The sequence below is a fragment of the Arthrobacter sp. MDT2-3 genome (genome assembly GCF_059090465.1).
In genome coordinates, this window is the sequence record NZ_JBNHFS010000001.1 from 302509 (window position 1) to 314982 (window position 12474).

General features: G+C 64.7%; 13 protein-coding genes. 5 read left to right on the forward strand and 8 right to left on the reverse strand.

Annotation, left to right across the window (positions count from 1 at the left end):
- Together AC5RUQ_RS01415 and rsgA are read right to left on the reverse strand one after the other, a co-directional pair.
- Entirely contained in the window at nt 1–1026 is a 1026-nt protein-coding gene (locus AC5RUQ_RS01415; RefSeq protein WP_493945624.1) for a LacI family DNA-binding transcriptional regulator, read from the reverse strand.
- Nucleotides 1027–1155: 129 nt separating this feature from the next.
- Nucleotides 1156–2328, reverse strand: coding sequence for a ribosome small subunit-dependent GTPase A (gene rsgA, locus AC5RUQ_RS01420; RefSeq protein ID WP_493945625.1), 1173 nt, complete (start codon nt 2326–2328; stop codon nt 1156–1158).
- A gap of 410 nt (nt 2329–2738) precedes the next feature.
- Here rsgA and AC5RUQ_RS01425 point away from each other — a divergent pair, with 410 nt between their 5' ends.
- Both AC5RUQ_RS01425 and AC5RUQ_RS01430 read left to right on the forward strand, forming a co-directional pair.
- Nucleotides 2739–3038, forward strand: a complete 300-nt coding sequence (locus AC5RUQ_RS01425; protein WP_493945626.1) for a hypothetical protein — start codon at nt 2739–2741, stop codon at nt 3036–3038.
- Nucleotides 3039–3092: 54 nt separating this feature from the next.
- On the forward strand, nt 3093–3383 hold the full coding sequence (locus AC5RUQ_RS01430; protein ID WP_493945627.1) for a hypothetical protein: 291 nt from the start codon (nt 3093–3095) through the stop codon (nt 3381–3383).
- Nucleotides 3384–3452: 69 nt separating this feature from the next.
- Here AC5RUQ_RS01430 and AC5RUQ_RS01435 read toward each other — a convergent pair whose 3' ends face one another.
- Nucleotides 3453–3689: a zinc-ribbon domain-containing protein gene (locus AC5RUQ_RS01435; protein WP_138606428.1), complete on the reverse strand. Its 237-nt coding sequence runs from the start codon at nt 3687–3689 to the stop codon at nt 3453–3455.
- 143 nt (nt 3690–3832) lie between these two features.
- Between AC5RUQ_RS01435 and AC5RUQ_RS01440 the strand changes: the two genes are divergently transcribed.
- Nucleotides 3833–4984 (forward strand): GGDEF domain-containing protein, encoded by a 1152-nt coding sequence (locus AC5RUQ_RS01440; RefSeq protein ID WP_493945628.1) that lies wholly within the window; start codon nt 3833–3835, stop codon nt 4982–4984.
- 5 nt (nt 4985–4989) lie between these two features.
- Here the strand turns inward: AC5RUQ_RS01440 and AC5RUQ_RS01445 are convergent, their stop codons facing one another.
- Nucleotides 4990–6519, reverse strand: a complete 1530-nt coding sequence (locus AC5RUQ_RS01445) for a SulP family inorganic anion transporter (RefSeq protein WP_493945629.1) — start codon at nt 6517–6519, stop codon at nt 4990–4992.
- 322 nt (nt 6520–6841) lie between these two features.
- Between AC5RUQ_RS01445 and mptB the strand changes: the two genes are divergently transcribed.
- Nucleotides 6842–8464, forward strand: a complete 1623-nt coding sequence (gene mptB, locus AC5RUQ_RS01450; RefSeq protein ID WP_493945630.1) for a polyprenol phosphomannose-dependent alpha 1,6 mannosyltransferase MptB — start codon at nt 6842–6844, stop codon at nt 8462–8464.
- Nucleotide 8465: 1 nt separating this feature from the next.
- Here the strand turns inward: mptB and AC5RUQ_RS01455 are convergent, their stop codons facing one another.
- Together AC5RUQ_RS01455 and AC5RUQ_RS01460 are read right to left on the reverse strand one after the other, a co-directional pair.
- A complete protein-coding gene (locus AC5RUQ_RS01455) occupies nt 8466–9686 on the reverse strand; it encodes a glycosyltransferase 87 family protein (RefSeq protein WP_493945631.1) in 1221 nt (406 codons plus the stop codon).
- Nucleotides 9687–9750: 64 nt separating this feature from the next.
- Entirely contained in the window at nt 9751–11118 is a 1368-nt protein-coding gene (locus AC5RUQ_RS01460) for a glycosyltransferase family 87 protein (RefSeq protein ID WP_493945632.1), read from the reverse strand.
- A gap of 274 nt (nt 11119–11392) precedes the next feature.
- On the opposite strand from AC5RUQ_RS01460, the gene AC5RUQ_RS01465 reads away from it, so the two are divergent.
- A complete protein-coding gene (locus AC5RUQ_RS01465; RefSeq protein WP_493945633.1) occupies nt 11393–11605 on the forward strand; it encodes a hypothetical protein in 213 nt (70 codons plus the stop codon).
- Nucleotides 11606–11635: 30 nt separating this feature from the next.
- Here the strand turns inward: AC5RUQ_RS01465 and AC5RUQ_RS01470 are convergent, their stop codons facing one another.
- Entirely contained in the window at nt 11636–11893 is a 258-nt protein-coding gene (locus AC5RUQ_RS01470) for a DUF3072 domain-containing protein (RefSeq protein ID WP_493945634.1), read from the reverse strand.
- A gap of 51 nt (nt 11894–11944) precedes the next feature.
- Entirely contained in the window at nt 11945–12424 is a 480-nt protein-coding gene (locus AC5RUQ_RS01475; RefSeq protein WP_493945635.1) for a hypothetical protein, read from the reverse strand.
- Nucleotides 12425–12474 lie beyond the last annotated feature (50 nt).

Genomic DNA, 12474 nt, shown 5'->3' on the forward strand with positions numbered 1-12474 from the left:
CTACGCGGCGCCGGCCGCGCTGCCCATGGTCGATTCCCTTGCCACCACGCGGAACGCCGTCTCGACTTCCCGCGGCGGTGTTCCGGCAGGGTCCTTGATCCGCTCGAGCAGCATGCGGATGGCGGTCTCGGCGATCTCCGTGCGGCCGGGATCGACAGTGCTCAGAGTGGGAAGGGTGTAGCGGGTTTCATCCAGGTCGTCGAAGCCAATCACGGCGACGTCGTCCGGGACCCGGTAGCCTGCTTCCTGCAGGACACGCACCGCGCCCTGGGCAAGGGTGTCATTCAGGCCGAAGACGGCGTCGAAGGACACTCCGCGGTCCAGGAGGTCGTGCATGGCTGCGGCACCGTTGGACCGGTGCCAGTCCACCACGTAGGCGACGATCCCGTCGTCGTACGGGATGCCCCGGGCCTCAAGCGCCTCCCGGTACCCGCGCAGGCGAAGCCCCGCGGAGCCTATGACCTCGCCCTCATGGGCGCCGACGACGGCAATGCGTTTCCTGCCGAGGTCCAGCAGGTGCTCGGTAGCGGCCCGCGCGGCCGGAACATTTTGCATGGTGACGTGGTCTGAAGAACTATCGAAGATGCGCTCGCCGAGGAGGACAATCGGCACGTCAGCCTTGATCAGGTCCGCATCTTCCTGGCCCAGTGCCAGCGGGCTGAAGATCAGGCCGTCGGACATTTTGAGCCTGGGGCTGGCCATCACCTCCAGCTCTCGCTTGCGGTCGGCGCCGGTCTGTTCAATGAGCACCACCAGCCCGCGCTGCGCCGCCGCTTCGATCACGGCGTCGGCCAGTTCCGCGAAATAGGGAAGGCGCAATTGCGGCAGCGCCAGGGTGATGGCCCCGGTGTGCCCGGAGCGCAGGCTTCGGGCGGTCAGGTTGGGCCGGTAGCCCAGCTCTGCGATCGCCTTTTCCACTTTGGCGCGGGTGGTGTCCCGGACATGGGGGTGGTGGTTGATCACGTTGGAGACGGTCTTGAAGGACACGCCTGCCACGCGGGCCACGTCGTGAAGAGTCGCCGCCATCCCTGCCCCCTGCTCCTGCCGCGGCCCGCAGGCCAGTACCTGCGATTTTACAACGTTGAATCGATAACTCGTGTGCAGGATGCGCCAGGAACGGGCCGCCCATGACACAGAACTGGGCGGCCCGCCTCCTCAACGCCGCTTCCGGCCCGACCGGTCCTTCCGCTCTGCTGTCTCCCGCCCGGCCCACCGCTGGGACTTCCCGGCCGACACCACCTTCTGGTGCCACTCCCGCTGGTAGGCGCGCTGCGCCGCGGCGTCGCTCCGGCGGGCAAGGGCGGCCAGCTCACGCTGCAGCTTCAGGTAGTTGTGCCAGCGGCGTTCCTCCAGCACGCCGCCGGCAATGGCTTCCTGCACGGCGCAGCCGGGCTCGCCCTGGTGGGCGCAGTCCGAAAACCTGCACCGGCCCGCCAGTTCCTCGACGTCGCCGAACATCTCGCCGATGCCGTCCTCGGCGTCGAACAATCCGAAGCCCCGCACGCCGGGCGTGTCCATCAGGACCGTCCCGTTCCGAAGCGGCACCAGTTCCCGCGACGTGGTGGTGTGTTTGCCCTTGAAGTCGCCGGCCCGCACCTCCCCGGTGTCCTGGACATGGCGGCCCACCATCGCATTGATGAGTGTGGACTTTCCGGCGCCGGAGGGTCCCAGCAGGACGATGGTGCCGCCCGCCGGAATGTGCGCCAGCAGTTCGTCGATGCCGTCCCCGCTCTCCCCGGACGTGGTCACCACGTCTACGCCGGCGGCCTGCACCATGACTTTCCCGACGACGTCGTCCGCCACCTCGGCGAGGTCCGCCTTGGTGATAATCACCAGGGGAGTGGCGCCGGAGTCCCACGCCGCCACGAGGGTGCGTTCCAGCCTGTTGTGCGTCAGTGGCCGGTCCACCGGCACCACCACGCCTACCATGTCCATGTTCGCGGCCAGGACCTGCGCCGCGGAGGAGTCCTCGAAGGCGCGCTTGCGGCTGAGCTCCGAGCGGCGGGGAAGGACGCCCAGGATCTGGCGCCCGCCGGCCCGGTTGGGTCCGAGCCAGACCCAGTCTCCGGTGACTGCTGCTTCGCCGGTCAGCGGATAGGGCAGGTGCAGGAGGTCCGCGCCAGCTGCCACCAGTAACAGGTTGCGGTCCACGCGGACCACCCGTCCCGGCTCGGTTGCGTCCGGGAGGGCATGATTCTGGAAGTGCCGGGCAACGGCGGGCGTATATCCGTAGGGGACAGGGCCCTTGCTCGTTGAAGCCGAAGTGCTCGACGTTTTGTTGCTCGGCGTGCTGATGCTGTCCAGGGGGCTGCCTGAAGATGTTTTCACTGTGATACCTCGGGGTATTGCCCCTCCGCAGCGGCTGCTTTCGGCTTTGGTGCTGGGCGCTCCGCGGTGAGGTCAGGCGGGGCCGGTGCGGTACAGGGGAAGGGTCTGGATGATGGGTGCGGAGCGCGTTGGGCGCGCGGCTGTGACAGTCATCGAAAACACCTCCCTTTCCCGAAAACGGGACTGGTATCAAGTTCCTCAATTCCGAAGCCTAACTGGCTGGCGGACGGCCACACCTGCGTGCAGTCGCGGATCCGCTCCTACTCTAGCTGCGGGTATCCATATCCACCAGAGTTTGTCTTGCCGTCTGGGCTGGCCACAGCCCGCGCGGCGCCGTTCCAATGTTTTCCCAGCCTCGCGCTTCTACGATCCGAGGATCTTGAGGACTCTCGGGCTGGGAAAAAGGCGCAATGAACAAGACAGCACTCGGAGTTCTGGCTCTAGCCGGGACACTCTTCGGTCAGCTCGCTGGTGCGGGACCGGGTATCGCGGAGGAGCCGCGTCTCATCACGAAAACCGTGGCGACAGGGGAGGCCATGACCGCGGAATTTGACCACACGGATGGATGTATACGGACGACGGTCAGCGTGTTCGGCAGCGTCTTCACGGTCCGCGGAGCAACTGCCCTTGAGAAGCTGGGCTTTGTATCGGTCACCCAGGACAACACCTGTACAGGCACCACGCTGATTAACGGATTTGGGGAGACATAGACCCTGGAAATGGACTCTCCAAACGGGTTGTCCAGAGGGCGCCTGAAGATGTCCATGGAATTCACGAATTTTGCAGACCCCGGCAATCCAGTGAATTCGCAGTTGACGGCCGATATGTCCTTCCGGGCCACGGCTGAAGCGGACAGGACGCGGGTGAAATCCCAATCCGCTTCGGCGGGTGTTCGTTTTGTCTCGTCGGCAGATACCAGGAGCCGGCCCGTCTCCTCCACCGGCACGGTAAAACTGGGGGCTCAAACTGTTGTTTCGGTGGGCACGCCGGCGTACTACGGGATGCTCGCCTCGATGGTAAGCAAAGAGAAGACAGTTGCCCGCCCCGTGAAGTAGCGGCCGGCAGCCCGTGTTTCCGGGCTTTGGTGCGCTTCACCGGCGGAACGAACGGGCAACGGTATGGTCTTAGCGCTGGAGTTCCAGTGCCCGCTTTTCCCGTGCGGAGATTCGCGAGACGTAGCCGCAGTTCGTACAAGTGATCTGGTAGGACCGCGACGTAGTAAACACCGGAATGAAGAAGAGAGTGAACTTGGTGGCCCGCTCCTCGAGGTGGTGGTGAACAAACGAGCGGCAGTACTGGCAGGTGGCAGGTTTGCCGGGGAGCGCCTTAAGCACTGTCTTGAAACCAAAGAGAAGGAGCATGGGTTTGCCTTTCGGGTTTGTCCTGCGGGCTATCTGACAACCCTAAGCCCTGGAAAAGGTCCTGGGGATAGCCTGACATGCTCCCCGGCCGGTGTAATACTGGGGGTCAGCGCGCTCTTCGGCATCAGGGGGACTTCGGTTACATGGTTCTGGATACCGCCACGCTGAGGATTGCGTTTGGCCTGATGGCCCTGGTTCTTGTGTTCCTCTTCTACTTCTCCGCGTACCGGATCACGCGCTCACCGTACAGTGGCTGGTGGTGCCTGGCCCTCATCTTCTTCCTCACTGGGGCTGCCTGTTTCCTGCTGGACGGGACGGCGCACCAGATCTGGGCCAACCCGGCCGGCAACGTGCTGCTGGTACACGGCGGGGTGGCTGTCTGGGCCGGCGCGCGCTCGCTGCGGACGGTGCCGCCGCCGAAGTGGGCGTTCACCGGCATCCCGCTGGTTACTTTGGTCGCCTCCGTGATGGACAACCCGGCCACCAACACCTGGTCCGGCGGGCCGGTGTTCCTCGCCGCGATGAGCATCACCATCGGGCTGGGGTCCCGGGAGCTGTGGCGCCTGGAGCCCGGCTATTCACGTGCCCGGATTCCCATGGCCGTGTCCGCCGGAGGACTCGCCATCTTCTACTTCTTCCGCTGGGTGGCGTTTGTCCTGGAGGGCCAGAACGGAACGACGTTCGTCACCGTCTTCGGCTCCGCCGCGACCACGCTGGTGACAATGGTGCTGCTGGTGGTGGTGTCATTCAGCATGGCCGCCCTCAGCAACGAACAGCAGACCAGGGCCCTGCGCATGGTGGCTTCCCGCGACGACCTCACCGGGCTCCTTAACCGCAAAGCCTTCCTGGACCTGGCCACAGGGCAGTTGGCGGACCGTGCCATCACCCGAGGTTCCGGCACCCTCATCCTGGCCGACCTGGACCACTTCAAATCCGTCAACGATACGTACGGCCACGCCGCGGGGGACCTCGCCCTGAAGGCCTTCGCCGACGCCTGCACGGCGACAGTCCGCTCCACGGACCTGGTGGGAAGGTACGGGGGGGAAGAATTTGTCCTTCTTTTGCCCGGTACCAGCGCGGAGCGGGCTGAAATGATCGCCGAGGAGATCAGCCGGCGCCTGGCGGCGGCACCATCGGTGGACGGGATGGAGATGCCAACGGTCAGTTACGGGATTTCCACCTACGACGCCGGCACAAGGGACGTGGAGGACCTCATCGCCACGGCGGACGGCGCCTTGTATGCGGCAAAGTCACTGGGCAGGAACCGCGTCGCCCGCAGCGACCGGATGCGCTAGGACGGTCAGCCTGCGTTAAGCTTTCCGGCCAGCCGCTCGCGCATCTGGACGCTGGCCGAGTTCAGGCCCAGCAGCTCCACCTCCCGGCCGTGGCGGCGGTACTTCTCGGTCACGGCGTCCAGCACGGCGATGGTGGAGGCGTCCCACAGGTGTGAGGCGTGCAGGTCCACCACCACCCTGCTGATCTCGGGCTCCGCGTCCAGGGCGTACTCGAACTGCATGTAAAGATCGTTAGACGAGGCAAAAAACAGCTCGCCGTCCACCGTGTACGTGGCAACATTCTCGCCGTTGATCTCAAGGACCGTCCGCTCAACGGTGACAAAGTGCGCCACCCGCCGGGCGAACATTGCCATTGCGGCTAGCACTCCGACGCCGACGCCGATGGCCAGGTTGTGTGTCGCCACCACCACGCCCACCGTGATCAGCATGACGGCGGTTTCCGACTTGGGCATCCGCCGCAGGGTCTGTGGGGCGATGGAGTGCCATTCGAAGGTGATGGCGGAAACGAAGATCATTACCGCTACCAGGGCTGCCATGGGGATGAGGCCCACCACGTCACCCAGCACCACCACGAGGACCAGCAGGAAGACGCCGGCGAGGAAGGTGGATACGCGGCTGCGCGCTCCGGAGCCCTTGACGTTGATCATCGTCTGGCCGATCACAGCGCAGCCACCCATGCCGCCGAGGAACCCGGTGACGATGTTGGCAACGCCCTGCCCCCATGATTCCCGGGTCTTGTTGGAGCGCGTGTCCGTGATGTCGTCCACCAGCTTGGCGGTTAGCAGGGATTCGAGCAGTCCCACCAGCGCCATGGACAGCGAAAACGGCGCCAGGACCTGGAAGGTCTCCCAGGTCAACGGGACGTTCGGGAGGAAGAAGCCGGGCAGGCTTTCCGGCAGCTGGCCCTTGTCATGGACGGTTGGCACGTCGGCGCCCGCGAGTACAGCGACCAGGGTGAGCACCACGATGGCAACCAGGGGTGAGGGCACCGCCGTCGTCATCCTTGGCAGCCCCACCACGATGACCAGGCCGGCGGCGACGAGGGGGTAGACCAGCCAGGGGACGCCGATCAACTCCGGCAACTGGGCCATAAAGACCAGGATGGCCAGCGCGTTGACGAATCCCACCATGACGGAACGAGGGATGAAACGCATCAGCCGGGTGACACCGGCTACCGCGAGCATGATCTGGAAGACGCCGGCCAGGATGACTGCCGCAATCAGGTAGTCCAGGCCGTGGCTGCGCATCAGCGGAGCAATCACCAGCGCCACGGCCCCGGTTGCGGCCGAAATCATCGCGGGCCGGCCGCCCACAAATGAGATGGTCACCGCCATGGTGAAGGAGGCGAAGAGGCCGATTCGCGGGTCCACGCCCGCAATTACCGAGAACGCGATGGCCTCGGGAATGAGCGCCAGCGCCACCACCAACCCGGCCAGGGCTTCCGTCCTAAGCCGCCGCGGGGAGCGCAGTGTGGCGCGCACAGACTGCAGTTGCTGGGGCGAGGGCGCCCTGTTCTCGGCGGTGGAAACAGCCATGGTCCGGCTCCAATCGGGTATCGAAACGCGGCAGCAGGGGAGGCGCGCGCCTTCGCAGGGAGGTGGGTGGTCAGGAAGGAAGGCGCTGCCTTGCGCCGGAGTGAAAGAGTCGGCCGGGGCACAAGCGGTTTGCGGCGCCCGGACTCTCCAACTTTACGCGGAGCCGCGGGGGAGCCTGCACGTGCGCATGTTGTCAAACTGTGGCTTCCTGCGGCCCGTCATCCGGAAGCAGCTGGAAGCTCGACTGGTAAAATGGCGGGGTTGCAGGGCGGCCTTTTCGCTGGTGCAACCAGCGCCGTAACGAAGTAGGGGACCAACAATCATGACGGCAGGCGGTGCACACCTCGGGACGTCGGAAAGCCAGCCAGGCTCGCTGGCAACCGCCGTCACCGAGCCCGTCAAGCGCCGCGCCTACGTGGCCATTATTGAGGGGTTCCTCGGCGCCCTCATGATGTTCGTCGGTTCCATCGGCACCGGCTGGATCGCCAACGGCTCGCCGATGATCCGCCAGCCTGTGGTCATTGCGCTCCGTACAGAAGGCTGGGGAGTGACGGTTTCCACCATCCTGCTGACGGTGGGAGCAATGGTGCTGATGCGATCGTGGCTCCGGCTGGGGCAACGGCTGACTGATTGGGGCATATCGTCCCTTCGGTCCGTTGTTATCGCCATTTCTGCCTGGTCCCTGCCGCTGCTTTTCTGCGTACCGGTTTTTTCCCGCGACGTCTACGCCTACACAGGCCAGGGCCGGCTGGTGATGGAGGGCCAAAACCCGTATGAGGTGGGCATTTCCACGCTCAACAACTGGTTCTCGCTCGGGGCAGATCCTGCGTGGGCGGAGAACAGGACCCCCTACGGTCCGTACTTTTTGTGGCTGGCGCGCGCCGTCGTCGGGCTCACCGGAGCCCAGCCCGATGTTTCCGTGCTGCTCTTCCGCCTTCTAGCCGGCGCCGGCGTCCTCCTCTGCGTCATCTACGTGCCGAAGCTGGCGGAGCTGCACGGCATCAACGGTGCCCGTGCACTGTGGATCTCCGTGGCCAATCCCCTGTTCCTGATCAGCTTCATCGCCAGCGCCCACAATGACGCACTCATGGTGGGGCTCGCCGTCGCCGGCGTCTACTTCGCGGCAACGCGGCGCTACCTGCTGGGCATCTTCCTGGTCACCGCCTCCATCGGCATCAAACCCATCACTGTGCTCCTGCTCCCGTTCATTGGGGTCATGTGGGCGGGCCCCTCTGCCTCCTGGCTGCGCAAGTTCCTCATTTGGGGCGCGACGGCGGGTATCAGCTTCGGCGTCCTGGCCGTAAGCGGCATCCCGTACAACCTTGGACTGGGCTGGACCTGGGCCATCATGGATCCCACTCCCGGCTATACCGGCTACTCGCCGTCAGGCTTCCTGGGCCAGCAGGTGGAGTTCCTGGCCAATGTGCTGGGGCTGCCGGGCGGGACGTTTGCCACCCTGCTCCGGACGGGCATGAAATATGCGGCCATCGCGCTGGTCCTGCTGTTGATGTTCCGCGGGGACTACTCCCGGGCGGTGCGCCGGATGGCCTTGGCGTTCACCGCCGTCGTGATGCTGTCACCCATCATCCAGCCCTGGTACATCCTGTGGTTCCTGCCGTTCCTGGCTGTCACCGGCATTCGGGACGACTGGCAGATCCGGTCGCTGTACGTGGGCGTTACCTTCTTTGTGGTGTTCGGGGCGCAGGATCAGCTCTCCGTGTGGTCCTTCGTTGAGCTTCCCATCGACGCCTCATCGCTGGCGTTCGTGACGGCCCTGGGGTTCACGTTCTACCTTTTATTCCTCGACGTGCATACACGAAAACTGCTGATTGAAGGCAAGCCGCTGGACCTCGCAAGGCGGGGCCTGAACTGGATCACCGCGAGGCGTGAGGTGCGCCGCCTGCGCGCTGAACAGCCCGATCGGCAACAGCTCGGAAGCCGCTGAGCTAAGCTCCGGCCGGTACTGCGGCAGGGGACTTCCTGCCCAGCTCGGCTGTCCGCTGCACCGACCACCAGAGCAGCACCACCAGAAGCACATTGCGGGTGGTGAGGATGGCTGCCATCACCGGGTGGGCATGAATGAGCGGTGTATAGAACAGGGGATAGATCACGAAAGTGGTCATGGCGATCCCCATCAGCAAGGCAGCCGGAACCTTCCAGCGGTTCCAGTCATGGGTGAGGCCGGCAATGATCACCGGCGCCAGCCAGATGATGAACTGCGGGGAACCCACCTTGTTGAACACGATGAACGCGGTGACCATCATGAGGGAACCTTCCAGGAACAGTTCCTCGCGTTCGGCACCGCGGTTCATCGCGCGGACCAGCAGGACAGCCGCTCCCGCCGCCGCGAGGATGAGGAGCGGCTGCATCAGGAACGCCGCAGTGCTGGCGCCCGGGCCGTAGACCTCGGTGGAGTTGATGGCAGTGTTGTCCGCCATTTTTGAACCGGCGATGTTGAAGACGCTCAGCCACACCCACGGCGTGGAGAAGGTTGCTTCGAGCTGCATGCCGCGCTCGCCCTGGTTGGTGAGGAAGTCCATGATGTGCGGCAGCCCGCCGGACAGCCACGTTCCCAGGGCGACAACCGCCGTTACCACCACCCCGGAAAGGACCACCTGGATCCGTTTCTGGCTGGCGATAACGATGGGCGCCAGCACCGCGGCCGGCCAGACCTTGATCCAGGTGGCAATACTCAGCAGGATGCCCGCCACCATCGGCCGCTGCGCCGCATACAGGAGGGCAATCAGCACGATGGGCGCGGTAATGCCCTCCACCCTCGCAAAGCTGAGGTAACCCATAAAGACGGTGAAAAACAGCCACCACCAGGCCGGGGCCACACCGCTCACCTTTCGCGGACCCCGGGTGAGGAAGGCAAGCCCGACGGCGTTGAGGGCTGTGATGATCAGGAACCAGGCCAGGAGGTACAGCCCTGGTCCGGCGATGTTCGCGAGGAAGATGGGGATCTGCGCCAGCACCGGGTACACCCACGGGCTGATCTTCCCGTCGAGGTTCTCCGGGTTGTAGCCGTCCGTGGCCCACTGGCGGTACTGCTCGGTGTCGCTGAAGGTCTCGCCGTGCAGGAAGAAGGACGCCATCCAGCCCAGGAAGTAAAGATGGACCACCGCGAAACCCCACCACACGCTGGACGGCCGCGCGAACCAGTCCACGACCTTTGCGGGAACGATTTTCGTGCGGACGCTGGACAGCCCGTCGAAGAACTTCGTGGAAATCTTAGGACTCCTTCAGCGCGGGAGCGGCTGCAGGCGTCTTTTTGCCCAGCGAGTAGAGGCGCCGGACGCTCCAGAGGAACAGGACCACCAGGAGGACGTTGCGGATGGTGAGCACCAGGGCCATCCACGGGTTGTTGTGGCTGAGCGCGTCGTAGAACAGGGGGTAGATGAAGTAGGTGGCCACAGCGATGACGATCAGCATGGCCGCCGGGACCCGCCATTCGCGCCAGCTGTGGGCCAGCCCGACGGCGACCGCCGGGGCGAGCCACACCATGAACTGCGGCGAGCCCACTTTGTTGAAGACCACGAACGCGGTGGCCAGGGTGAGTGCGCCGGCCAGGAGCAGTTCGGTGCGGTCCACCCCGCCGGTGAGGTTGCCGTTGTGCAGCGCCCAGAACGTCAGGCCGGCCACCAGCAGGGCGGCCAGGATCAGGAGGGGCTGCATCAGCACGGACATCACGGCGGTGCCGGGGCCGTCCACCTGCATGGAGTTGATGTCCGTGTTCATGTACATGCGGGAATCGCCGATGTTCAGGACGGACAGCCAGAGCCACGGCGTGGTGAAGGTGGCTTCGAGCTGCATGCCGCGGTCGCCCTGCTGGGTGAGGAAGTTCAGGAGCTTCGGAAGGCTGCCTGCCGAAGCGGCCAGCGCAACCACAACCGCCGACGTCGCAATTCCGGCAAGCACCACCAGGATCCGGTTCTTGACGACGGCGAACAGGGCCAGCATGACAGCGGCGGGCCAGACCTTCACCCAGGTGCCGATGGCCAGCAGGACGGAGGCGATGAACGGCCGGCCCACGCCGTAGGCGAGGGCCACCAGGACCAGCGGCGCGGTGAGGCCGTCCACGCGGGCGAAGCCGAGCCAGCCCATAAGGAAGGTGAAGGCCAGCCACCACCAGCCGGCGGGGATGGCCTGGCGGTCCCGGCCCCGGTTGGTCAGTTTCAGCAGGGCCCAGCCGTTGAGCACTGTGGTCATCAGGACCCACAGGAAGAAGAACGGCCCGGGACCGGCAACGCCTGCGATGGCCATGGGGATCAGCGCGAGGATGGGGTAGACCCAGGGGCTTGGGCCGCCGGTGAGGTTGGCGTCGTTAAACCCGGCCATGGCCCAGTCACGGTAGATAAACGTGTCGCTGAAGGCCTCGCCGCGCAGCGAAAGCGAAGCGGCGAAGACCAGGAAGACCAGGTGCACCACGATGAATCCGGCCAGCAATCCCCGTCCGGTATTCAGCCGGGACTGGAAGGACGCCGGGATGAGGAGGTTGCGGATCCGGGTGAGATTGCCGAAGAAAACGTCGGTGGAGATGGCGGAATCCTTGTCAGGTCGTTGCACAGCAAGGTCGTTGCGCAATGGTGCACGGGTCATGCCGGGAGGCTTCTCCGGGGCATTGGAGGCGTTCAAAAAACAGCTTCCACTCCCCATCAACTCTAATTGACCATGCCTCAGGGCCCGTAATTGTGGTGCTTGCCTGATGGAGTGCGGGCCGCTGACCTGCGGTTCTTTGTTACTTGATTTTTCAAGTTGCTGGTGGGGCGATGCTAGGGCATCATGAATTGGGCAGTAAGATGCCCTGCGCGTTGGTAGCTTGGGGGAGCGGACCGATGTTTTGTCCCACCCCTAAAACACTAAGGCTAGACCCATGACCGCTCACAACTTCCCACTGACCCTGACCGTCGCCGACCGCGAGAGCATGGACAGCCAGCTCGACGCCGCCGTCACGGCCGCCAAGGCCCACGCCCTCGCTGAGAAGCGCCAAGGCATACTGGTGACACGGCACGGCGTGGACAAGTTCACGGTTGCCCTCAGCGAGACCGTCCCCTTTGGCCTCACCCGCGAGCACCAGGCCTGGTAGCCCCGGCGCGCCGGTCTCCCTGACGGCGCCCTAGCCTCCGGCGTTGCCGGAATCGTCTCCGGATACCCGTCCGCTGCGTTGTTGCAGCCGGTCGATGTGCTTGGACGCTTCTGCTTTGCTGAGGTCCGCCGGGAGTTCTTCGCCTGCTTCGCGGGCCAATGTATCCAGGTAGCTCCGCTGCGCTGCAGTCATCGGCTCGTCGCCGGTTACCCAGTCTTCCGGGTCCCGGTTCAGGCCTGCATCAGGTTCAGGGGTGGGGCTGCCGATGGTTTCCTTGTTATCACTCATGCCTAAAAGTTTAGGCGCCGCGTACCCTCACACCTCGGCAAGCTCCGGAGGTTATCTGTACCACCCCACGGAACGGTCGAAACTGGACACCAGCGCTCCCGTGCCCGGTACGCCGTCCCCGCCGGCAGGAAAATATATAGCCCCGAACTCGGCGCACTGGGCTTCGATCCGTTCCCGCGCCCAGATTTTGGCGTCCTCGATGTCCTTCTCCGGAATGCTTTCCCGTGTGCTGGGGCTTCCGCTGTGATGGATGTCCAGTTGATACTGGCCCTCCTGTGAAGCGCCGGCGTGGTGGGACGGGTCTTTTTCATCCCGCATGCTGACCATCACCTCAGCTGCGGCATGGAGAATAGCTGGTTCCTTGGCCGCGCTGCCCTGCTGCTGCTGTTCGATCCGGAGGCCTGAGACCACGTTCTCCACGGTGTCCTCACCGCGGACCACGTAGACAGCTTCGTTGACGTCAGACTCTGACCCCCCGACACTTTTCAGGTTCTGCATAAATTGCTCGGAGCTGGACTGTGTGGAGTTCATGCACCCTCCCTGAGGGCTATTCGCGGCGAGTGCCGACCCCACCCACACTA

Bases quoted from the DNA above. Each gene is read 5' to 3' on its own strand.
- AC5RUQ_RS01435 (WP_138606428.1), bottom strand. From the start codon at position 3,689: ATGCTCCTTCTCTTTGGTTTCAAGACAGTGCTTAAGGCGCTCCCCGGC.
- AC5RUQ_RS01440 (WP_493945628.1), top strand. From the start codon at position 3,833: ATGGTTCTGGATACCGCCACGCTGAGGATTGCGTTTGGCCTGATGGCC.
- AC5RUQ_RS01415 (WP_493945624.1), bottom strand. From the start codon at position 1,026: ATGGCGGCGACTCTTCACGACGTGGCCCGCGTGGCAGGCGTGTCCTTC.
- AC5RUQ_RS01465 (WP_493945633.1), top strand. From the start codon at position 11,393: ATGACCGCTCACAACTTCCCACTGACCCTGACCGTCGCCGACCGCGAG.
- AC5RUQ_RS01430 (WP_493945627.1), top strand. From the start codon at position 3,093: ATGGAATTCACGAATTTTGCAGACCCCGGCAATCCAGTGAATTCGCAG.
- AC5RUQ_RS01425 (WP_493945626.1), top strand. From the start codon at position 2,739: ATGAACAAGACAGCACTCGGAGTTCTGGCTCTAGCCGGGACACTCTTC.
- AC5RUQ_RS01470 (WP_493945634.1), bottom strand. From the start codon at position 11,893: ATGAGTGATAACAAGGAAACCATCGGCAGCCCCACCCCTGAACCTGAT.
- mptB (WP_493945630.1), top strand. From the start codon at position 6,842: ATGACGGCAGGCGGTGCACACCTCGGGACGTCGGAAAGCCAGCCAGGC.
- AC5RUQ_RS01460 (WP_493945632.1), bottom strand. From the start codon at position 11,118: ATGACCCGTGCACCATTGCGCAACGACCTTGCTGTGCAACGACCTGAC.
- AC5RUQ_RS01445 (WP_493945629.1), bottom strand. From the start codon at position 6,519: ATGGCTGTTTCCACCGCCGAGAACAGGGCGCCCTCGCCCCAGCAACTG.
- AC5RUQ_RS01475 (WP_493945635.1), bottom strand. From the start codon at position 12,424: ATGAACTCCACACAGTCCAGCTCCGAGCAATTTATGCAGAACCTGAAA.